The organism is Nocardia pseudobrasiliensis NBRC 108224, assembly GCF_001613105.1.
GTDB lineage: Bacteria > Actinomycetota > Actinomycetes > Mycobacteriales > Mycobacteriaceae > Nocardia > Nocardia pseudobrasiliensis.
Genome location: NZ_BDBS01000020.1, coordinates 148,951 through 169,340 on the forward strand (window position 1 = coordinate 148,951; position 20,390 = coordinate 169,340).

Annotated in this window: 19 protein-coding genes; 7 read left to right on the plus strand and 12 right to left on the minus strand. The window is 67.9% G+C overall.

Features of this window, described 5'->3' with window-relative positions:
- Positions 1 to 13 precede the first annotated feature (13 nt).
- The 5 genes from NP4_RS17380 to hemW all read right to left on the minus strand — a co-directional run bounded on the left by NP4_RS17380 (position 14) and on the right by hemW (position 4,599).
- Complete coding sequence (locus NP4_RS17380) at positions 14 to 754, minus strand: 16S rRNA (uracil(1498)-N(3))-methyltransferase (protein ID WP_067998940.1); 741 nt, start codon at positions 752 to 754, stop codon at positions 14 to 16.
- A complete protein-coding gene (gene dnaJ / locus NP4_RS17385; RefSeq protein WP_067998942.1) occupies positions 755 to 1,897 on the minus strand; it encodes a molecular chaperone DnaJ in 1,143 nt (380 codons plus the stop codon).
- A gap of 71 nt (positions 1,898 to 1,968) precedes the next feature.
- Positions 1,969 to 3,003, minus strand: a complete 1,035-nt coding sequence (gene hrcA / locus NP4_RS17390; RefSeq protein WP_067999003.1) for a heat-inducible transcriptional repressor HrcA — start codon at positions 3,001 to 3,003, stop codon at positions 1,969 to 1,971.
- Between the two features lie 147 nt (positions 3,004 to 3,150).
- Positions 3,151 to 3,357: a hypothetical protein gene (locus NP4_RS17395; RefSeq protein WP_062508953.1), complete on the minus strand. Its 207-nt coding sequence runs from the start codon at positions 3,355 to 3,357 to the stop codon at positions 3,151 to 3,153.
- A gap of 69 nt (positions 3,358 to 3,426) precedes the next feature.
- A complete protein-coding gene (hemW, locus tag NP4_RS17400; RefSeq protein ID WP_245998353.1) occupies positions 3,427 to 4,599 on the minus strand; it encodes a radical SAM family heme chaperone HemW in 1,173 nt (390 codons plus the stop codon).
- A gap of 263 nt (positions 4,600 to 4,862) precedes the next feature.
- On the opposite strand from hemW, the gene NP4_RS43375 reads away from it, so the two are divergent.
- The 6 genes from NP4_RS43375 (at position 4,863) to NP4_RS17425 (ending at position 10,549) form a co-directional block, all read left to right on the plus strand.
- Positions 4,863 to 4,955: an Ms4527A family Cys-rich leader peptide gene (locus NP4_RS43375; protein ID WP_368854180.1), complete on the plus strand. Its 93-nt coding sequence runs from the start codon at positions 4,863 to 4,865 to the stop codon at positions 4,953 to 4,955.
- Between the two features lie 132 nt (positions 4,956 to 5,087).
- Positions 5,088 to 6,863 (plus strand): nitrite/sulfite reductase, encoded by a 1,776-nt coding sequence (locus NP4_RS17405; protein ID WP_067998945.1) that lies wholly within the window; start codon positions 5,088 to 5,090, stop codon positions 6,861 to 6,863.
- Positions 6,864 to 6,878: 15 nt separating this feature from the next.
- A complete protein-coding gene (locus NP4_RS17410) occupies positions 6,879 to 7,595 on the plus strand; it encodes a phosphoadenylyl-sulfate reductase (protein ID WP_067998947.1) in 717 nt (238 codons plus the stop codon).
- Positions 7,574 to 8,506 carry a sulfate adenylyltransferase subunit CysD gene (gene cysD, locus NP4_RS17415; protein ID WP_067998949.1) on the plus strand — a complete coding sequence of 311 codons (933 nt, stop codon included), beginning with the start codon at positions 7,574 to 7,576 and terminating at the stop codon, positions 8,504 to 8,506. The genes NP4_RS17410 and cysD overlap by 22 nt, the downstream gene beginning before the upstream one ends.
- On the plus strand, positions 8,506 to 9,807 hold the full coding sequence (locus NP4_RS17420; protein WP_067998951.1) for a sulfate adenylyltransferase subunit 1: 1,302 nt from the start codon (positions 8,506 to 8,508) through the stop codon (positions 9,805 to 9,807). The genes cysD and NP4_RS17420 overlap by 1 nt, the downstream gene beginning before the upstream one ends.
- 1 nt (position 9,808) lies before the next feature.
- Positions 9,809 to 10,549 (plus strand): sirohydrochlorin chelatase, encoded by a 741-nt coding sequence (locus NP4_RS17425; RefSeq protein WP_067998953.1) that lies wholly within the window; start codon positions 9,809 to 9,811, stop codon positions 10,547 to 10,549.
- Between the two features lie 44 nt (positions 10,550 to 10,593).
- On the opposite strand, the gene NP4_RS17430 is transcribed toward NP4_RS17425, so the two are convergent.
- Both NP4_RS17430 and NP4_RS17435 read right to left on the minus strand, forming a co-directional pair.
- A complete protein-coding gene (locus NP4_RS17430) occupies positions 10,594 to 11,391 on the minus strand; it encodes an HAD family hydrolase (protein ID WP_067998954.1) in 798 nt (265 codons plus the stop codon).
- Positions 11,392 to 11,428: 37 nt separating this feature from the next.
- Positions 11,429 to 12,130, minus strand: a complete 702-nt coding sequence (locus NP4_RS17435; RefSeq protein WP_067998956.1) for an AIM24 family protein — start codon at positions 12,128 to 12,130, stop codon at positions 11,429 to 11,431.
- A gap of 137 nt (positions 12,131 to 12,267) precedes the next feature.
- Between NP4_RS17435 and NP4_RS17440 the strand changes: the two genes are divergently transcribed.
- Positions 12,268 to 13,029 (plus strand): SDR family NAD(P)-dependent oxidoreductase, encoded by a 762-nt coding sequence (locus NP4_RS17440; protein ID WP_067999005.1) that lies wholly within the window; start codon positions 12,268 to 12,270, stop codon positions 13,027 to 13,029.
- A gap of 58 nt (positions 13,030 to 13,087) precedes the next feature.
- Here the strand turns inward: NP4_RS17440 and NP4_RS17445 are convergent, their stop codons facing one another.
- The 5 genes from NP4_RS17445 to NP4_RS17470 all read right to left on the minus strand — a co-directional run bounded on the left by NP4_RS17445 (position 13,088) and on the right by NP4_RS17470 (position 20,046).
- On the minus strand, positions 13,088 to 13,489 hold the full coding sequence (locus NP4_RS17445; protein WP_147288034.1) for a hypothetical protein: 402 nt from the start codon (positions 13,487 to 13,489) through the stop codon (positions 13,088 to 13,090).
- A gap of 534 nt (positions 13,490 to 14,023) precedes the next feature.
- Positions 14,024 to 14,443, minus strand: a complete 420-nt coding sequence (locus NP4_RS17455; RefSeq protein ID WP_067999007.1) for a pyridoxamine 5'-phosphate oxidase family protein — start codon at positions 14,441 to 14,443, stop codon at positions 14,024 to 14,026.
- A gap of 342 nt (positions 14,444 to 14,785) precedes the next feature.
- Positions 14,786 to 16,867: an Hsp70 family protein gene (locus NP4_RS17460; RefSeq protein WP_169813753.1), complete on the minus strand. Its 2,082-nt coding sequence runs from the start codon at positions 16,865 to 16,867 to the stop codon at positions 14,786 to 14,788.
- 574 nt (positions 16,868 to 17,441) lie between these two features.
- Complete coding sequence (locus NP4_RS17465) at positions 17,442 to 19,025, minus strand: FAD-dependent oxidoreductase (RefSeq protein ID WP_067998964.1); 1,584 nt, start codon at positions 19,023 to 19,025, stop codon at positions 17,442 to 17,444.
- A gap of 16 nt (positions 19,026 to 19,041) precedes the next feature.
- A complete protein-coding gene (locus tag NP4_RS17470) occupies positions 19,042 to 20,046 on the minus strand; it encodes an AurF N-oxygenase family protein (protein WP_067998966.1) in 1,005 nt (334 codons plus the stop codon).
- Between the last annotated feature and the right edge of the window lie 344 nt (positions 20,047 to 20,390).

The following is a 20,390-nucleotide window of genomic DNA, read 5'->3' on the forward strand; positions in this document are numbered from 1 at the left end:
CGCTCCCGCAGACCTACCAGCGGGCCGTGAGCGCTCCCAGGGCCCCGAGCGCTACGGCCGCGGCCGTGGAGGTCCGCAGCACCGTCGGGCCGAGCAGCACGATATCCGCGCCCGCGTCGGCCAGATCGCACAGCTCGGAATCGTCGAGGCCGCCCTCGGGACCGACGATCAGCACCACCCGTCCGGCCTCGGCCAAGGGCAGATCCACGAAGCGCGCGCTGCCGGATTCGTGCAGGGCGGCGACGATACCGTTGTCGGCCTTCACCTTCCGCACCAGCTCGAGCACCTCGCCCGTGGCATGCAGTTCGGCCACCTCGGGGATGTAGGCGCGCCGCGACTGCCGGGCCGCCGATCGTGCCGCGGCCCGCCACTTGTCGACGCCCTTGCGCGCCTTGCCCTCCCAGTTCGCGACGCATCGCGCGGCCTGCCAGGGCACGATCTCGTCGACGCCCGCCTCGGTCATCAGCTCCACGGCCAGCTCCGAGCGATCCGATTTCGGCAGCGCCTGCACCACCGTGACCGACGGCGAAACCGGCTGTGCCACGGCCCGATCCAGAATCTTCAGTTCGAGCCGATCCCTACCGGTCGCCACGACCTCCGACGCCGCGAGTACGCCCGCGCCGTCGGACAGCGTGATGGGCTCGCCGACCCGGATGCGCCGGACGGTCGCTGCATGACGGCCCTCGGGACCGTCGAGCACCGCGAGACCGCCGGGCTCCGGAATGTCGTCGAGATAGAAGACGGTCGCGGCCACTCAGCGCCCGCTGAAGGAGGCCCGCAACCGCGCGAACAGCCCGCTGTTGTGCTCGGACTGGGCCGAGAGCACCTCGGTGCGCTCGTTGCCGCGCAGCGCCTTGTACTTGCGCAGCAGATCGGTCTGCTTGGCGTCGAGTTTGGTCGGGATCACGATGTCCAGATGCGCGATCAGATCGCCGCGCGCACTGGACCGCAGCTTGGGCATACCGTGCCCGCGCAGCACCGACACCTCGCCCGGCTGGGTACCCGGCGGAATGGTCAGTTCGGTCGGACCGTCGAGAATGGTGTCGATGACCACGGTCGCGCCGAGTGCGGCCTCGACCATCGGCACGCGAATCGTGCAGTGCAGATCGTCGCCGTCGCGGACGAAGGTGTCGTGCGGCTGCTCGACGATCTCGACGTACAGATCACCGGCCGGGCCACCGCCCGGGCCGACCTCGCCCTGCGCGGCCAGCCGCACCCGCATGCCGTTGGCCACACCCGCGGGAATCGGCGCGGCGATCTCGCGACGCGCCCGCACCCGGCCGTCGCCGCCGCATTTGCGGCACGGATCGGGAATGGTCTCGCCCGCACCGCGACAGGTCGGGCAGGGCCGCGAGGTCATCACCTGGCCGAGGAACGAGCGCTGCACCGACTGGATCTCACCCGCGCCGCCGCAGGTCTCACAGCGCACCGGCTTGGAATTGCCGTTGGTACCCGAACCCTGGCACAGATCGCACAGCACCGCGGTGTCGACGGTCAGATGTTTGGTGACCCCGACCGCGCATTCGGCCAGCGAAAGTCGCGTCCGCAGCAGCGAATCCGCGCCCGGTTGCACCCGCCCGCGCGGCTTGCGCGGACCGGCCGCGCCCATTCCGCCGAAGAACGCCTCGAACACATCGCCCAGACCGCCGAAGCCGGTCGCGAAGCCGCCCCCACCCGCGGACTCGAGCGGATCTCCGCCCATATCGACGATGCGTCGCTTTTCCGGATCGGTGAGCACCTCGTAGGCCGCGGACACCTCGCGGAACTTCTCCTGCGCGTCCGCATCCGGGTTGACGTCGGGGTGCAATTCCCGCGCCAGCCGACGGTAGGCGCGCTTGATCTCCTGATCGGTCGCATTGCGGCCGACTCCGAGGATTCCGTAGTAGTCCCGTGCCACGTGTTGTCTCTTCTAGTCCTGTTCCGAAGGTTTACCGCATCTGTCCTGCCGCACCACCGGCGGCCGATCGCTCATCGTTCGGCGAGCACCTCACCGATATATCGTGCGACCGCGGCGACCGAAGCGATGGTCCCGGGGTAGTCCATCCGGGTCGGACCCAGTACCCCCATGGCGCCGAGAACGGCGCCCGGGACACCGTACCCGGTCGAGACGACAGAGGTCCCGCGCATCTGCTCGACCTGGGTCTCCTCCCCGATCTGCACGGTGACCATGCCCGGTTGCTGCGCCGCGGCAAGCAGTTTCAGCACGATCACCTGTTCCTCGAGCGCCTCCAGCACCGAACGCAGCGAACCCGGGAAGACGCCGAAGTCGGCGACATTGCGGGTGAGGTTCGCGGTGCCGCCGAGGACCAGCCGCTCCTCGGGATGTTCGACCAGTGTTTCCACCAGTACGGTCGACACCCGAACCAGTACATCGCGCAGTCGGGCCGGGCTGTGTTCGGGCAGTACCGCGACTGCCGCCGACGCCGCGGCCAGGCGCTTGCCGTCCATGGCCTTGCCGAGCATGCCGCGTAACGCCGCCAGGTCCTCGTCATCGACGACTGTGCCCAGGTCGACGAGGCGTTGATCGACGCGGCCGGTATCGGTGATGACAACCAGCAGCAGCCGCGCGGGATTGAGCGCTACCACCTCGATGTGCCGCACGGTCGAGGCCGATACCGTCGGATACTGGACCATCGCGACCTGACGGGTCAGCTGGGCCAGCAGCCGCACGCCGCGGCGCAGCACATCGTCGAGATCGACGCCGTTCTCCAAGAATTCCAGGATCGCCCGGCGCTCGGCCGGCGACAGCGGCTTCACCTCGGCGATGTTGTCGACGAACTGCCGATAGCCCTTGTCGGTCGGTATGCGGCCGGAGCTGGTGTGCGGCTGGGTGATGTACCCCTCCGCCTCCAGTACGGCCATATCGTTGCGCACGGTCGCGCTCGACACACCCAGGTTGTGTCGCTCGACCAGAGTCTTCGAGCCGATCGGTTCCTTGGTCGCGATAAAGTCCGCGACGATCGCCCGCAGGACCTCGAGTCGCCGCTGCTCGGTGCTCGACATCGGTCCCACCTCCTCGCTCGCCATCGGGTCGGCCCGGGGAGGTGTACGACCGCCGGACGGCAGCCACGATCACACGGATCCCCGGTTCATCCGAGGTCCAGTTTAAATCGCCGAGGGCGAATAGTTAGCACACGCGCCTGAGCAGTGCTAATCCCCGAGGGCGTCCTTACCGGCCTGAGCGTCCAAGCCGAGCATCGCCAGCAGGCACACACAGTCCTCGGCATCGGTGGCGTGGCTGGCTACGGCTCGGGCGGCCAAGGCGCCCAATCGAGCCGATTCGGCCCTTTCGGCGGCTCGCAGCTCGGCGAATTCGCTCTGGTCGGGGACAAGGCTGATGCGGTGGGCCTGCGGCACAGGGGGCTCCTCGGGGTCATCTCGGACCCTACGCCCACTGCCGATCCGGCCGCAGGCCAACCGACCAAGTTATTCGGCCTCGGCGAGCAGCAGATCCCGCACGACCGCATCGGCCAGCAGACGGCCGCGATCGGTGAGAATCAGCCGGTCGTGGGCACGTACGGCCAGCCCGTCGGTGATCACGCGATCGGCCGCGCGCAGCTCGGCGGGGGCCAGATCGGCCAGCGGCAGACCGGTCCGCAACCGGATGGTCAGCATGACCCTCTCGGTGTGACATTCCTCATCGGTCAGCCGTTCCCAGCCCGCCGCGGGCAGTCCGCCGCCCGCGACTCGATCGGCATAGCGGGCCGGATGCTTCACATTCCACCAGCGCACGCCGCCGAGATGGCTGTGCGCGCCCGGGCCCGCGCCCAGCCAGTCGCCGCCGTCCCAGTAGCCCAGATTGTGCCGACAGCGCCCGGAATCGCTTGCCGCCCAATTGGACACCTCGTACCAGTCGAAGCCCGCGGCGGTCAGGCGGGCATCGATGCGTTCGTACCGAGCGGCCAGCACATCGTCATCGGGCGCGGGCAGTTCCCCGCGACGCACCTTGCGGGCCAAGGCGGTGCCGTCCTCGACGATCAGCGAATAGGCCGAGACGTGATCGACCCCCGCGGCCAGCACCGCGTCGAGGCTGGCATCCAGATCACCGTCGCGCTCCCCCGGAGTTCCGTAGATCAGATCCAGATTCACATGCTCGAACCCCGCCGCGCGCGCCTCCCGCGCCGCCGCGACCGCGCGCCCCGGCGTATGCGTGCGATCGAGCACCTTCAACACATGCGCCGCCGCGGACTGCATCCCCAGCGACACCCGCGTGAATCCCCCCGCGAGCAGCCGCTCGAAGAACTCCGGCGAGGTCGACTCCGGATTCGACTCGGTGGTCACCTCGGCATCGGCCGCGAACGCGAAGTTCGCCCGAACGGCATCGAGCACCTCGGCCAACCCGTCCCCACCCAGCAGCGAGGGCGTCCCCCCACCGACGAATACGGTCGACACCGGCGGCTGCGCTCCCGGCAACTCCCCGAAAACCCGTGCCGCCTCGGCCATCTCCCCCCGCAATGCCTCCAACCACGACCGCGGCGACGCCGAACTCCCCAACTCCCCCGCCGTATAGGTATTGAAATCGCAGTACCCACACCGAGTAGCACAGAACGGCACATGCACATAAACCCCGAACGCCCCGCCCCCGAACCCCCGCAACACCGGTTGCTCGGCCGCGGAGCTCGAGCGGCGGTCGGCGGAGGCATCGATCGAAGTCACCGATCCAGTCTGCCCACCGACCGAATGTGAGATGCGCCCGGCCTGCCGCTGTTTCGCCCCGACCGCGCGAACGCCGACGCGACCGATCCCTCCCCCTATGACCGATCTCACAAAACAGGTCGGGTGTCCAGGGAATTTCCCTCTATTTTGCGGAAAATATGGCCGGGTGGTCGGAAGGGCCCCGCTGACATGGCACAATAAGGTCCATGACCGGACTTGGAGTGCGATTGGTGGCGCGTCGCCACGTCGACTTCAAGCGCGTGTGCAGTGCGAGCTGTCTGCCGGATCGCCTCCGGTAGTTCTGCCCCTGACCCGGTTTCGGCGTCCTCGTCTCGACGCCCCTCCTTTCCCTGCCGCTGAAATACCGAAGGCGTGAGCCAGCCCCTCCCGCCTGCCGTAAGGCCTGATCACCACCCCGCAGGAGCGACCCCATGACGTCGAGCACCGACGCCGGTCACACCCCGTCCGATGCGAAGCCGGCCGCCGAACGCCGCGTCCGCCCCGATCGTCCCCGCCGCGAAGTACCGGCCGGTCCGCGTGAGCGCACCGGTAAGCCGGTGCGCCGCAAGTCGGAGGGACAGTGGGCGCTCGGCTATCGCGAACCACTCAATCCGAACGAGCAGAGCAAGAAGGACGACAACCCGCTCAACGTCCGCGCTCGGATCGAGAACATCTACAGCAAGGGCGGTTTCGACTCCATCGACAAGGCCGATCTGCGTGGTCGGTTCCGCTGGTGGGGCCTCTACACCCAGCGCGAGCAGGGCTACGACGGCACCTTCACCGGCGACGAGAACATCGACCTGCTCGAGGCGCGCTACTTCATGATGCGCATCCGCTGCGACGGCGGCGCGCTCAATGTCGAACAGCTGCGCACCCTGGGCCAGATCTCCACCGAATTCGCCCGCGACACCGCCGACCTGTCCGATCGCGAGAATCTGCAGTACCACTGGATCGAGATCGAGAACGTCCCGGAGATCTGGCGGCGCATCGAGGCGGTCGGCCTGCAGACCACCGAGGCATGCGGCGACTGCCCCCGCGTGGTGCTCGGCTCGCCGCTGGCGGGTGAGGCGGTGAACGAGATCATCGACGGCACTCCCGCGATCGAGGAGATCGTGCGCCGCTACATCGGCAAGAAGGAATACTCGAACCTCCCGCGCAAGTTCAAGACCGCGATCTCCGGTCAGCAGGACGTGGTGCACGAGATCAACGACGTGGCCTTCGTCGGCGTCGAACATCCCGAACACGGCCCGGGCTTCGACCTGTGGGTCGGCGGCGGCCTGTCCACCAATCCGATGCTGGCGCAGCGGGTCGGCGCCTGGGTGCCGCTCGAGGAGGTGCCGGAGGTGTGGGAGGCCGTGGTCGCGCTGTTCCGCGATTACGGCTACCGCCGCCTGCGCGCCAAGGCCCGGCTGAAGTTCCTGGTGAAGGACTGGGGCATCGAGAAGTTCCGCGAGGTCCTGGAAACGGAGTTTTTGAAGCGCAAGCTGATCGACGGCCCCGCGCCGCAGCGCCCCGAGCGCCCGATCGATCACGTGGGCGTGCAGCGACTGCGCAACGGCCTCAACGCCGTCGGCTTCTCCCCCATCGCGGGCCGCGTCTCCGGGACCATCCTGACCAAGGTCGCCGACGCGGTCGAACGCGTCGGCTCCGATCGCATCAGCTTCACCCCGTATCAGAAGCTCATCGTGCTCGATGTGGCCGACGACAAGGTCGACGAGCTCATCGCCGCGCTGGAACCGCTCGGCCTGCACGCCCGTCCGTCCGCATGGCGACGAAATCTGCTGGCGTGCAGCGGAATCGAATTCTGCAAGCTGTCGTTCGTCGAGACCCGCAAACGCTCACAGGTGCTCGCGCCGGAACTCGAGCAGCGGCTGGCCGATATCAACGCCGAACTCGACGTGCCCATCACGATCAATATCAACGGCTGTCCGAATTCCTGTGGCCGGTCCCAGATCGCCGATATCGGCTTCAAGGGCCAGCTCGTCGACGACGGCGACGGGAATCAGGTGGAGGGCTTCCAGGTTCATCTGGGTGGCAGCCTCGGGCTCGACAGCGGTTTCGGCCGCAAGCTGCGTCAGCACAAGGTGACCAGCGCCGAGCTCGGCGACTACATCGAGCGCGTGGTGCGCAATTTCGCGAAGAACCGGGATTCCGGTGAACGGTTCGCGCAGTGGGCTGTCCGCACCGACGAGGCCGACCTTCGGTAACGGGAGATAATCGCTATGGCAACCACTTTGGAAAAGCTGTCCGAGGAAGAACTGCGCCGAATCGCCGAAGACGGTGCGGCACAACTGGGTCCGGACGCCTCCGCGGCCGAACTGCTGCGGTGGACCGAGGACACCTTCGGGTCCGGCTACATCGTGGCCTCCAATATGCAGGACGCGGTGCTGGTTCACCTTGCCGCACAGGTACATCCGGGCGTGGACGTGCTGTTCCTCGACACCGGCTACCACTTCGCCGAAACCATCGGCACCCGCGACGCGGTCGAGGCCGTCTACGGCGTGAACGTGGTCAACGCGAAGCCCGATCACACTGTGGCCGAACAGGATGCGCTGCTCGGCAAGGACCTGTTCGCCCGCGACGCCAACGAATGCTGCCGCCTGCGCAAGGTGGTACCGCTGAAGCGTTCGCTGTCGGGCTACAACGCCTGGGTCACCGGCATCCGCCGCGTCGAGGCCCCCACCCGCGCCAACGCCCCCCTCATCTCCTACGACGAGGCCTTCGGCCTGGTGAAGATCAACCCGATCGCCCCCTGGTCCGACGAAGCCATGGAAACCTACATCGCCGAACACGGCATCCTCGTCAATCCCCTTGTGGAGGAGGGATATCCGTCCATCGGTTGCGCCCCGTGCACACGGAAGCCGGAACCGGGATCCGATCCGCGAAGCGGCCGCTGGGCCGGCCTCGCCAAGACCGAATGCGGGTTGCACCAGTCATGACTCTCACAGCCACCGATACCGATTTCGACACTCTGGCCGCGCTCGAGTCGGAGTCGATCCACATTTTCCGTGAGGTAGCAGGGGAATTCGAGCGGCCGGTGATCCTGTTCTCCGGCGGTAAGGATTCCACCGTGCTGCTGCATCTGGCGCTCAAGGCGTTCTGGCCCGCGCCGTTGCCGTTCGCGCTGCTGCATGTCGACACCGGGCACAATCTGCCCGAGGTGCTCGAATTCCGTGACCGAGTGGTCGAGAAGTACGGGCTGCGACTGCATGTCGCGGCGGTCGAGGAGTATCTGGCCGACGGGCGATTGACCGAGCGGCCCGACGGGATCCGCAATCCGCTGCAGACCGTTCCGCTGCTGGATGCCATCGCCGACAACCGATTCGACGCCGTATTCGGTGGCGGGCGGCGCGACGAGGAGCGTTCACGGGCCAAGGAGCGGATCTTCTCGCTGCGCGACGCGTTCGGACGCTGGGATCCCAAGCGGCAGCGACCGGAGCTGTGGAATCTGTACAACGGGCGGCACGCGCCCGGTGAGCATGTGCGGGTGTTCCCGCTGAGCAACTGGACCGAACTCGACATCTGGCGCTACATCGCGCGCGAGAACGTCGATCTGGCGTCGATCTACTACGCCCACCAGCGCCCGGTGTACCAGCGCGACGGCATGTGGATGACGCCCGGCGTGTGGGGCGGACCGCGCGAGGACGAACAGCTGACGATCGAATCGGTGCGCTACCGCACCGTCGGCGACGGATCCTCCACCGGCGCAATCCTTTCCACCGCCGCCACCAATGCCGACATTCTGGCCGAGGTGGCCGCGTCCCGCCTGACCGAGCGGGGTGCGACCCGTGGCGACGACCGGGTGTCGGAGGCCGCGATGGAAGACCGCAAGCGAGAGGGTTATTTCTGATGTCCGACCTACTCCGGCTGGCCACCGCCGGCAGTGTCGACGACGGTAAGTCCACACTGGTCGGACGCCTGCTCTACGACACGAAATCCGTTCTGGCCGACCAGATCGACGCGGTGACGCGTGCCTCGGTCGACAAGGGTCTGGCGACTCCGGATCTGTCGCTGCTCGTCGACGGTCTGCGGGCCGAGCGCGAGCAGGGCATCACCATCGATGTCGCCTACCGCTATTTCGCCACGCCCGCACGGTCTTTCGTACTCGCTGATACGCCCGGGCATGTGCAGTACACCCGCAATACCGTTTCGGGCGCTTCGACCGCGCAGCTGGTGATTCTGCTGGTGGACGCGCGCAAGGGCGTGATCGAGCAGACCCGCCGCCATGCCGCGGTAATGGCGCTGCTGGGTGTGCCGCGACTGGTGCTGGCGGTCAACAAGATCGATCTGGTCGACGACGCGGCCGGGGTGTTCGAGCGGATCTGCGCCGAATTCGCCGGGCTGACAACCAAACTCGGCTGGGCAGCCGGGGATGTGGTGGCGATTCCGGTGTCGGCGCTGCACGGGGACAATATCGCCTCGCGTTCGGAGAACACGCCGTTCTACGACGGCCCCTCACTGATCGAGCATCTGGAATCGGTGCCGGTCGATGCCGACAGTTCGGGGCGGCATTCGATCGGCCTGCGGTTCCCGGTGCAGTACGTGATCCGGCCGCGCACCACCGAATACCCCGACTATCGCGGGTACGCCGGGCAGATCGCGGCCGGTGTGGCGACCAAGGGCGACGAGGTCGTCGTGCTCCCGTCGGGTGTGCGCACCACGATCGAGCGGATCGACACCCCCGACGGTGAGCTGCCCTCGGCGCAGTCCGGTCGCAGCGTCACGCTCATCCTGGCCGACGATGTCGACGTCTCCCGGGGCGACACCATCGTCGCCGCCGCGGACGCCCCCGAGCCCATCGAGACCTTCGACGCGACCGTGTGCTGGCTCGGCGACAAGCCGCTGCGCCCCGGCGCCCGGCTGCTGCTCAAGCACGGCACCCGTACCACCCAGGCCATCGTCGGCGCACTCATCGAGCGTTTCGACGAGCAGCGCCTGGCCGCGGATCCGGGCCCGGAGTCGTTGTCGCTCAACGATATCGGACGCATCTCCATCCGCGTCGCCGATCCGATCGCCGCCGACGACTACCGCACCAACCGCCACACCGGCAGCTTCCTGCTCATCGACCCCGCGGGCGGCAACACCCTGGCCGCGGGCCTGGTCGGCGATGTGCTGACCGCGGTCGAGGTCGGCACCGAATCCGGAGTCTGACATGCGGCCCGCAGCCCTGATCGCGGTCGCCCACGGCAGCCGCGACCCCCGGTCGGCGGCAACGGTTTCCACCGTCGTCGCCGACCTCGCGGCTCGCCATCCCGACCTCGACGTGCGGTCGGCGTTCCTCGACCTGAGCACGCCCTCGGTTGACCAGGTCGTGGATGCCGTTGCGGCCCAGGGACATACCCGAGCAGTCGTAGTACCGCTGCTACTCGGCAGCGCCTACCACGCCCGCGTCGACCTCCCGGGCCTGCTGGACCGCGCGCGAGTCAGGCACCCGCGGCTGCGGATAGTCCAGGCCGATGTCTTCGGCACCGACTCGCGCCTGATCACCGCGCTGCGGGACCGCGTACTGGAAACCGGCGCAGACCCGACCGACTCCCGCATCGGCATCGCCGTGGCCGCGGTGGGCTCCTCATCCGTGACAGCCAACGACCGAACCCTGCGTGTAGGGCGACTACTCGCCGCAGGCACCCCCTGGCACACCTCGGTCTGCTTCGCAACCACCGACCCCTCCCTCCCGCAAGCCATTTCCCGCCTACGAACCCAAGGTTGCGACCACATCGTCACTGCCCCATGGTTCCTCGCCCCGGGCCTACTGACCGACCGCCTGATCGCGGGGACCCCCGACGTGATCCACGCGGCCCCGATAGGCAACCACCCGCTGGTCGGTGACGTCATCACCGAGCGCTACTACGCTGCCGCGCGGCTTCTCGATATCCGTTCTGCGGCAGCGTGATACCTCGCGGGACGGGGCATGCGACCGAGAGGTGGGGCAGGCGGTCAGTTTTCGAACCAGCGTTCCAGGATGACTGCCGCGCCGTCCTCTTCGACGTCGAGGGTGATTTCGTCGGCGAGTTCGAGGATCGGTAGTACCGAATTGCCCATGGCCACGGAATGACCTGCCCAGGTGAGCATTTCGCGGTCGTTGTAGCCGTCGCCGATGGCGAGGGTGGCTTCGCGGGGGATGGCGAGTTGGCGGCGGAGGCGTTCGAGGGCCCAGCCCTTGGAGACGCCCTGTTTGCTGGCTACGAGGAACGGCTCGTATTCGCCGTGGACCCAACCCGCGCCGGGGAGGGTGAGTTCGTCGAGGTGTTTGACCATGTCGGCGAGGGTGCCGCCGGGCCACCAGCCGTTGAGGCGGGTGGTGGGTTCCAGGCTCAGTTCGCGGTCCTCGACGAAGCGGAATTCGCCCAGGCGGAAGCTGCCGGGATAGTAGCCGGTGGTCCACGTGCCCACGCCGGGCTTCTCCACCGAGAGCACCATATCGGGGAACAGCGAACGCAATACGCCCACAGCGGGTTCCGGGTCGAAGGTGTGCAGGGCCAGCGGCTGCCAGTTCGAAACGTCCACGTGCACCGCACCGTTGGAGCACAGCGCCTGCCCCTCCTCGATGCCCAGCTCCTCGACCACCAGCCGGGTCGCCAGCAATGTCCGCCCCGTGGTGATCACGACGTGCGCCCCCGCGGCGACCGCGGCGCGTACGGCCGCTCGAACCCGCGGCGAGACCGGCTGCCCGGTCTGCAGAAGGGTGCCGTCCACATCCAGCGCTATCAGCTCCGGCCTGAGTGCAGTGTCCACCGGCTCATTCTTACCGATGGCTCGAAGGTCGCTCGCATCACTGCCCGTTGTTCGGCTCGGGCAGCGGCAGGTAGGGCAGCAGGGCCTGGGCGAGGTTGCTGATGGTCAGCGACTGCAGCCACACCCGGCCCGGGCCGGTCAGCGCGGCCAGGAACAGCCCGTCGGCGCCGAACAGGATATTGCGCACGCCACGCATGACCGCGATGTCGAAATTCACTCGGGCATCGAACATTCCGACATGTCCGGGGTGCACCCGCAGCGTCTCCCCCGGCTGCAGGTCGTACTGCACCACCTCCCCCGACAACTCCACCCACGCGTACCCATTACCGGACACCCGCTGCAATGTGAACCCCGTCCCACCGAAGATGCCCGCCCCCAACCGCCGCTGAAAACTGATCGATACCTCCACATCCCCTGCGCCGCAGAGGAATCCGTGCCGATGCACCAAATAGTCCGCCCCGGGCCGCAAGGTGATCGGCACGATCTGCCCGGGCAGTCGCGCGGCGAAGGCCACCAGGCCCGGATGCAGATCCGCGCCGTATTCGGTCATGAAGAATCCCGCACCCGCGAATGCCCGCTTCACCGCGCGGAACATACCGCCGCCGACCCGAGTGGAGGTGTGCAGTCGAATCGAATCGGTCATCCAGGACAGCTGCCCCGCCTCGGCGACCACACTCTCCCCCGGATCCAACCCGACCTCGAGGACCGGCATCACGGTCCCGATGATTCTGGCCTCCATCAATCCAGTGTCCTCGCAGCGCGAGACGAAGCAATACATGACACGTCAATTAAACGTCCGGATTCCGCCAGCTTCGCGATACCGCGCGGAGTTGACTCGAAAGCGCAACAACGGCAAACGAAATGATGGAGGACATGATGACCAGCCGGTTCGAGGCGAAGGTGGTTCTGATCACGGGCGCCACCTCCGGGGTGGGCGCGGCGGTCGCGCACCGGGTGGCGGCCGAGGGCGCGGCCGTGGTGCTCGGCGCGCGGGGCAAGCAGGCGGGCGATCGGATCGCCGAGCGGATTCGCGCGGCGGGCGGGCGGGCCGTCTTCGTCCCGACCGATGTGACCGTCGCGGAGGAGGTCGCCCGGCTCACCGAGACCGCGGTGAACGAATTCGGCCGCCTCGACGCGGCGTTCAACAACGCCGGGGCGGTGAACGCCTTCGGTCCCGTCCAGGACATCGACGAATCGGCCTGGCGGGCCGATCTGGAACTGAACCTCACCGCGGTGTTCCACGGTATGCGCTACCAGGTTCCGGCCCTCCTCGCCTCCGGCGGCGGCGCGATCCTGAACAACGCCTCGAATCTCGGCGTGGTGGGTATGGGTTCGGTCGCGCCGTACGTGGCGGCCAAGCACGGCGTGGTCGGGCTGACGCGCGCGGTCGCACTGGAGACCGCGGCCCAGGGCGTACGGGTGAACGCCATCGCCTCGGGCGCGGTCGACACCCCGGCGTTCCGCAATTCCATGGGCGCCACCCCCGAGGGCGAGGCGAGCGTGGCCGCACTGCACCCGCTGGGACGGATCGCCCGGCCGGAGGAGATCGCCTCGCTGTGCGCGTATCTGCTCAGCGACGAGGCCAGCTTCGTCACCGGCGCGACCGTCTCGATCGACGGCGGGTTCACCGCGCAGTAGCCGCAAAAGACAGCGGCCGCACACCGATTCGGTGTGCGGCCGCTGGTCGAGCGTTATATCAGGGCAGCACCTGCGGCACGGCCTGCGGGGCGAAGACGCCCACCAGCGCGCCGATCACGGTGCCCCACAGCGCACCGTTGAGCGCGCCCGCGATGGCGCCCGGAATGCTCAGGATGCCCAGTCCGGTGACCGCACCGACGATCGCGGAACCGGTCGCGCCGGCCAGCGCGCCCGCGGCGATGCCGTTGTGCACCGGATCGTGATCCTGCGCATCGGGATTCGTCGCGATCTCGAGCGGCACGCCCGCGACCGGAGCGGCCGCCGGCGCGTCGACGGTCTGCACGACCGCGGCGGGCTCCGGCGCGGCCTGGGCGACACCGGTGACATTCAAAGCGATGGCGATCGGCAGCGCGCCCATCAGCAGGGCGCGACTCATATTCTTGGCAGTCCGACGGACCATGATCGATCTTCCTCCCCGACCCCGATCCCCCGACTGATCGAATGTCTAAGTTGATTTGACGTTCATTACTTACCCGATCTCGGTACACAAGATCAAGTCCGACCCGCGCCGCCATGTGTCGCGAAATGCACTGGGCGGCAGGCATTTGCGCGACAATCGAAGTCAATTCCCGTACCGCGCCGACAGCTCGGCTGCCAGATCACACGGCTGAGCTCGGACCTCCTGTTGCGTCACGATTTCCACCGCGTTTCCAACCGGCCGGCTGTTCGGCAATCAATCGAGCGATATGTGCGGTGAAACACAATCGAATTCGACCATCGTGCTCGGTGCCCTCGATCACACAGTGTCGGCCGCCGACCACCCCGCCTCAGGCCGTGGCGAGATCGAAATCGACCTCACGCCCAAAGCATCGAGAACGGAGGCGATTTCGACCAGTGGGAGCTCGCCGCCCGATCTCGCCGGTCGCCGTGGACGGCGGTAACCGAGCCACAGGTGCGTCCCGCGCGCTCCGGGGGTTCGCCGCACGGCGGTGGTTCACCGGCGGCGGGTGGTGCGGACTCCCCGCCCGGGTTGCCAGTGCTGGATGACCAGCAGTTGTTCGGACTGGTCGACCGTGGTGAGGACCGCGTCGGTGAGGTCCAGGCGGAAGGCGTGGGCCTCGCCGGTGGGATGGGGGAATTCGATGGCGCTGCCCGCTACCTTGGCGTCGCCGTCGGTGGGGTGGGCATGGAGGGCGCAGCGGGGGTCGCGGTGGAGGTCGCGAGCTTTGACGGCGGCGAGCATCGAGCCGAATGTCAGCTCGCCGTCGTCGAATTGGACCTCCGAACCGCTGACGCGGGGACTGCCGTCCTTGCGGAGAGTGGCCAGGACGTGGGATTCGTGGGCCTCGAATCGCGCACGGACCTGGGCCGCCAACTCACCCGCCTCGGCTTCGAACTGTTTCCAGGTGGCCATGCCGGAAGTGTGACAGGGGCCACCGACACGTTTCGCGGCTTCAGCGACGTGTGTGCCGCCACCGCCCGACAGACCACCGCCGGACAGTCCGCCGGTGACCATGCCGGAAGCGCGACAGAGACCACCGACACGTTTCGCGGCTTCAGCGGCGCGTGCCGCCACCGCCCGACAGACCACCGCCGGACAGTCCGCCGGTGACCATGCCGGAAGCGTGACAGAGACCACCGACACGTTTCGCGGCTTCAGCGACGTGTGCCGCCACCGCCCGACAGACCACCGCCGGACAGTCCGCCGGTGACCATGCCGGAAGTGCGACAGAGACCACCGACACGTTTCGCGGCTTCAGCGGCGCGTGCCGCCACCGCCCGACAGGCCACCGCCGGACAGTCCGCCCGACGCGCCGCCGGTAGAGCCCAGACTGCCCGACAGGCCGCCGGAAGCCGTTCCGCCCGAGGTGGTTCCGCCCGGGGTGATGCCTCCCGAAGCGGTTCCGCCCGAGGTGATGCCGCCACCAGCCGAGGTGGTGCCACCGGAGGGATTCGAACCTCCCGAGGACTCGGACCCGCCCGACGACGTCGAGCCACCCGATCCACCGGCGGAAGTCCCACCAGACGATGCGGCTCCCCCGGAGGACTCGGCCCCGCCGGACGAGGCCGATCCGCCAGCCGTCGAACCACCCGACGACGGCGTTCCACCCGACGTCGAACCACCCGACGACGTGGACCCACCGGAGGACTCGGCCCCGCCGGAGGACGTCGAACCACCCGACCCCGCTGTCCCCGAGGTCGTCCCGCCGCCCGCGCTCACCCCGCCCCCGACCGAACCGCCGTCCCCGACCGGCGGACTCGACACCCCGCCACCGGGTGAAGTCGACACCGGATCGACCACCGGCCCACTCGGAACCGACGCACCCGAACCTCCAGCCGTCGGCGCACCCGGACTCGGCTGGGCCACAGGCGGATTCACCGGCGCGGCCACCGGTCCCGGCGGCACGACGGGCGGCGCGACCGGCCCGGCGCCCGGGGCGGGCAGCTGCTCGGCGATGGGCCCGATCACCGGCCCCGGCAGGCTGACCGACGGAATCTGACCGAAGATCGGCGACCCGGGCACCGCCGCCCGCCGCGGCGGCGCGGGCGGCAGGAACGGCAGCGGATTGGTGAACCGAGCCGGATCGGAATACAGCGCGCGCGTGCGCGACGGCTCACAATGCGACCCCTCGCCGTAGGTGCGAATAATCTCCTCCGCCACCGCGGGCGACATCGATAACGACCGCGCCACACCGCGATACATGCGCGCTCCACCGAACGACGTCAGCAGCGCATCCGCACCGCCCGATACCGACCCTGCCTCGTCCAACCCGTCGAGCCAGCGCACATCGCCGACGGTATGCCGCGCCCCGCCGGCCGGTCCCGCCAGCGCGGGCGCGAATTCCAGTGCCGGACCGTCGGTTCCGATCGGTCCACCGCCGAGCATCGTGGCCGCCGACATCGCCATCGCGGAAACCACTGCGGCACTGGAGAGAACAGCGGCTCCCCGGGCGTATCGCCCCAGGTTCACCCCACCGTCGAACAGCCGCGCCGAGGCGATCGCGGCGCCGGTGGCGACGGTATGCGCGGGATCGGGCCCGATCAACACCGGCGGCCCCAACTCGGCCAGCACCTGCGCCACCTCGGCCGGGCGCACCGCACCGCCCACCAGCAGCACCCGATCGATATCGCGCATCGTCAGTCCGGTCGCGTGCACGCAATTGCGCACGACGCGAAGGGAATTGCGCACATGCCACACCCGTAAACGCTTGGTGTCGATGGCGGGCACCACCTTCGACACCGGCGACGGTGTGCCCGGCGCCAGGGCCCGCGCGTAGCGGGCCAGGATCGTGCCCAGCGGGCGTCCGCCGTAATCGTGCGAGCGCGCCGGCGCGCCGAGTACGCCGCGCTCGTCGCGATCGGCCTCGGTGCGCACCACGGCCACGTCGAGGCTGTTGGCGCCCAGGTCGTAGACGAGGGTGAGACCGTTCTCCGACACCCCGTACTCCGCGTCGAGCCATTCCACCGCCGCCACCGGCTCGGGCATCAGCGTGACATCGGCCGAACCGGACCAGTCCAGGGCATGCCGCAGCAGCGTCACCTGACGTTCGGTATAGCAGGCGGGATAGGTCGCGATCGGCCCCGCAGCGGGCTCGTTCGCATTGATCAGACAGGCCACGACCGCGGCCACCAGATCCGCCGGGGTCCAGATGCGCCCGCCCAGCACGACCGGTTCGCTGTCCCGCGTGAGATCGGCGAAATCCGTCACCACCGGGGCGAACCGGGGAATGCCACCGATCCGCGCGCCACCCGCATTGTCGAAGGTGACCGCAGTACGTCGCACCCGCACGGCGGGACGTTCCCGCTCCCCGGAGGTTGCCGCCCACACGGAGTTCACTGTGCCGATGCTCATGCCGAAGCCAACAGTCATTGCCATCCCGTCAACGCACCGTGACCACGGCCTCACGCAGTCGCATCATTTGGTCGCGGTCGTTTACCAAACAGCGAACTCAGGTTAGCTGGCGCGTGTCGATCTCGAATACCGAATGCGGAGAAAAGCTTTCATACCCTCCGGTCGGCATTACAAATCCGCTGATAGACCGGTATGCGGACCGAGATCGAGCCCTCAGATCCCCACCCAATCGTCCAATACCGAGTGAAACCAGCTACCGCACAGTAACTCTCAATAGATACCGACCGGTGCGCGGCATATCTCCCTAGTTGATCTCCGAAAGCATGAATACAACCGACCATTTCCAAATGGCTGAACGGTTGCTGACCCCGAACTTCTCGGCATATCCGGCACATCACCCGCCGCCGAGAAACCGCTCGGTTCGCGAAATCGGTCCCGCACAGGGGAAGTCGCCGGGCCGCCCACGCGCGTTACTCGGCTCACCGTGAAAGACGGGCGGCCACGCCGCAATCGACGTGACCGCCCGCCGTACCGCCCCGCGAGGGGTCGGGGCGCGAGATCAGGCTCGCGTGAGCAGTTTGCGCTTCCACCAGGGTCGCGAGATCGCACCGCCCCGAACGGCGGCCGGACGACGCTCGGTGATCAGATGGTCGAAATCGGCCGCGTCCCTGGCGGGTTCGGACAAACGACCCGAATTGAAGTCCTCCACCAGGTGGCGGACCGTCTCCTGAGCGCAGGACTTGTTCGTGCCGATGAAGCCCGTGGGACCGCGCTTGATCCAGCCGGTGACATAGGTGCCGGGAACCGCCTCGCCACCGGTGGCCTGCACCACCCGGCCGTCGACATTCGGTATCACCCCGCGCTGCCCGTCGAACGGCAGACCCGGCAGCGCCACACCCCGATAGCCCACCGATGCCAGGACCAGTCCGGCGCCGAGGGTTTCGATCCGGCCGGTCGCCACCGCGCTGACGGTGCCGTCGGCGTCGGTGACCAACTCGTTGTGCGACAACTCGATTCCGCTCACCCGATCGACGCCCGTCAGGGCCACCGGTGAGGACAGATACCGCAGGACGATGCGCTTGCGGGCGCCCACCGGTCGATCGGCCAGGCTCGCCAGCAGGCGCAGCTTGTGCTCGACCTTCTGCGGCGTACCCGCGACCGGCTGCGGCACTTCGCCTTCCACGACGATATCCACATCGCAGCCCAGCAGGCCCACGAATTCCGGCACGGTGAAGGCGGATTCGGCGGGGCCGCGCCGAGCGACGACCACCACCTCCTCGATCTTGCTGTGCCGCAAGGTCTCCAGTGCCCGCCGCGACACCTCGGTGTCGACGAGCAGTTCGGGATCGGAGGTCAGAATGCGTGCGACATCCAGCGCGACATTGCCGTTGCCGACGATCACCGCGCGCCGATGCGACAGATCGAAGGTCCGGTCCGCCTGATCGGGATGTCCGTTGTACCAGGCCACGAAGTCCGTGGCCGAGGCGCTGCCCGGCAGCCCCTCCCCCGGAATCGACAGCTTGCGATCCGAGGACGCGCCGACCGCGTAGATCACCGCGTGGAAATGCGCGAGCAGATCGGCGTGCGAAATATGTTCGCCCACCGCCACATTCAGATACGACCCGAATCCCGGCTGCGCGGAGATCACATCGAACAACCGGCTCACCTGCCGGGTCTTGGTGTGATCGGGCGCGACGCCGTGGCGGGCCAGACCGTAGGGCACCGGAAGTCGATCCAGAACCGTCACGGTGACGTCGCGCTGGGTCAGCAGTTCGTCCGCGGCGTACATCGCCGACGGTCCCGAACCCACGATCGCCACCCGCAGCGGTCCGCGCTCGGCCGAAACCGCCGCGGCGGGAATGGGTTTGGCCAGAGTGGGCCGCGGCCGGGTCTGCCGGTAGAAATCGGCATTGATCTCGATGAACGGCTTCTGCTCCGCGGTCAGCTTCTTGGTGGAGGTGATCGCGTCCACCGGGCAGGCGGTGGCACAGGCGCCGCAGTCCACGCACGCCTGCGGGTCGACGTACAGCATCTCCGCCGTCAGGAAGTCCGGTTCATCGGGCGTGGGATGGATGCAGTTGACCGGGCAGGCGTACACGCACGAGGCGTCGCTGCAGCAGGATTGGGTGACGACGTAGGGCATCGTTGACCGCCGCCGCTCACCCGGCCCGCACGGCGCGCAGCGGCTCCGAACGGTAACGGGTGGTGTGGCCGTCGATGCGCAGCAGCTTCCACACACTCTTGGCGATCGGGTTCATCAGCCCGATGTCCTGGGCCAGCGTGCGCACATCGCCGAAGAAATCGCTGAAGCCCTGCTTGGCTTCCTTGGTGCCGTAGAACAGCTCCTTGCGCACGTAGTCCGGAATGTCGAATTCCTTCCAGAACGACCGCGGCGGGGTGTAGATCGAGCGACCCAGGATCCACATGACGATCGGCATCGCGATCGAGAGCACGAACTTGTTGAACGCGTTCGCCTCGGGCACATGGTTCTTCAGGAACTCGTGCGCGAAGGAGATGTGGCGCGCCTCCTCGGCGACGTGGATGGACATCACGCCGCGCATGATCGGGTGCACCTCCTCACCCGAGCGCAGGATGGCCTTCTGGATGTGGTCGATCGGCTCCTCGCCCGCGAGCACCGCCATGAAGAACAGGTTCGGAAACAGCGCGGCGACGGGAGCGCCGATGTAGCGGAACTTGCTGACCAGCGGGCCCATACCGGGCACGTCGATACCGATCCGGTTGACCATCTCCTGGAACATCAGGGTGTGGTTGTGCTCCTCGATCATCTCGTGGGAGCAGTACCGGAACTCGGGCGAACCGTTGGGCAGGCCGAAGTTGTGCGTCACCATGCCGCTGATGAGGATGGACTCGAACTGCAGGCCCACCTTGGCGACATTGGCCTGGCGGTATTTGCCGATCGCGATCTTGCGCTCGAGCGGCAGGGCCTGGTACCAGGGGTGGCGACCGAGAGCGTCACCGGACACCGGCAGCACCCAGCGCTCCTCGCCCGCGTCGGCGGCGAAGTCGGGGTTGTCCCAGTCGATGTCCTCGAACGGATCGAAGTGCTTGTTGACCGAGCCCTCGGAGAGCAGCATCAGCTTCTGGGCATATTCCTGAGCCTGGGCGACCACGGGGTCGACGTCGGGCGTCGCGGCAACGGACATCGTCGTCACAGCCTCTCCATCTCGCACTCACAACTTAGTAACTGTGTCCCATGGTTACACCTATAGGGTGTCGAGTCAACCAATCGACCGGCGAGATCGGGGTTCGGCCACCCCTTCAGTGCACAGACGTACACCCGTGCTGGCAGTACCCGCGAGTAGTGCCGCTATGGGTGTGTCTGAAGTAACAATCGGACAACCTCCGTCAGTGCGCCGGGGCCACGATGCAGACGCCACCGGCGTCGATCACCGCGGTACCGGGCGCGTCACTGGCGACCGCGGTCGCGGCGAACAGCGCGCCCGCCGCGGCGACGACCGTGGTCACGGCCGCGCGGGTCAGGCGTCGG

Coding starts and splice junctions, on each gene's coding strand:
- NP4_RS17445 (WP_147288034.1), bottom strand. CDS start 13,489: ATGGTCCGTCGGACTGCCAAGAATATGAGTCGCGCCCTGCTGATGGGC.
- NP4_RS17435 (WP_067998956.1), bottom strand. CDS start 12,130: ATGGAGGCCAGAATCATCGGGACCGTGATGCCGGTCCTCGAGGTCGGG.
- NP4_RS17440 (WP_067999005.1), top strand. CDS start 12,268: ATGACCAGCCGGTTCGAGGCGAAGGTGGTTCTGATCACGGGCGCCACC.
- NP4_RS43375 (WP_368854180.1), top strand. CDS start 4,863: ATGACCGGACTTGGAGTGCGATTGGTGGCGCGTCGCCACGTCGACTTC.
- NP4_RS17465 (WP_067998964.1), bottom strand. CDS start 19,025: ATGCCCTACGTCGTCACCCAATCCTGCTGCAGCGACGCCTCGTGCGTG.
- NP4_RS17455 (WP_067999007.1), bottom strand. CDS start 14,443: ATGGCCACCTGGAAACAGTTCGAAGCCGAGGCGGGTGAGTTGGCGGCC.
- NP4_RS17420 (WP_067998951.1), top strand. CDS start 8,506: ATGTCCGACCTACTCCGGCTGGCCACCGCCGGCAGTGTCGACGACGGT.
- hrcA (WP_067999003.1), bottom strand. CDS start 3,003: ATGTCGAGCACCGAGCAGCGGCGACTCGAGGTCCTGCGGGCGATCGTC.
- NP4_RS17410 (WP_067998947.1), top strand. CDS start 6,879: ATGGCAACCACTTTGGAAAAGCTGTCCGAGGAAGAACTGCGCCGAATC.
- NP4_RS17470 (WP_067998966.1), bottom strand. CDS start 20,046: ATGTCCGTTGCCGCGACGCCCGACGTCGACCCCGTGGTCGCCCAGGCT.
- NP4_RS17405 (WP_067998945.1), top strand. CDS start 5,088: ATGACGTCGAGCACCGACGCCGGTCACACCCCGTCCGATGCGAAGCCG.
- cysD (WP_067998949.1), top strand. CDS start 7,574: ATGCGGGTTGCACCAGTCATGACTCTCACAGCCACCGATACCGATTTC.
- NP4_RS17425 (WP_067998953.1), top strand. CDS start 9,809: ATGCGGCCCGCAGCCCTGATCGCGGTCGCCCACGGCAGCCGCGACCCC.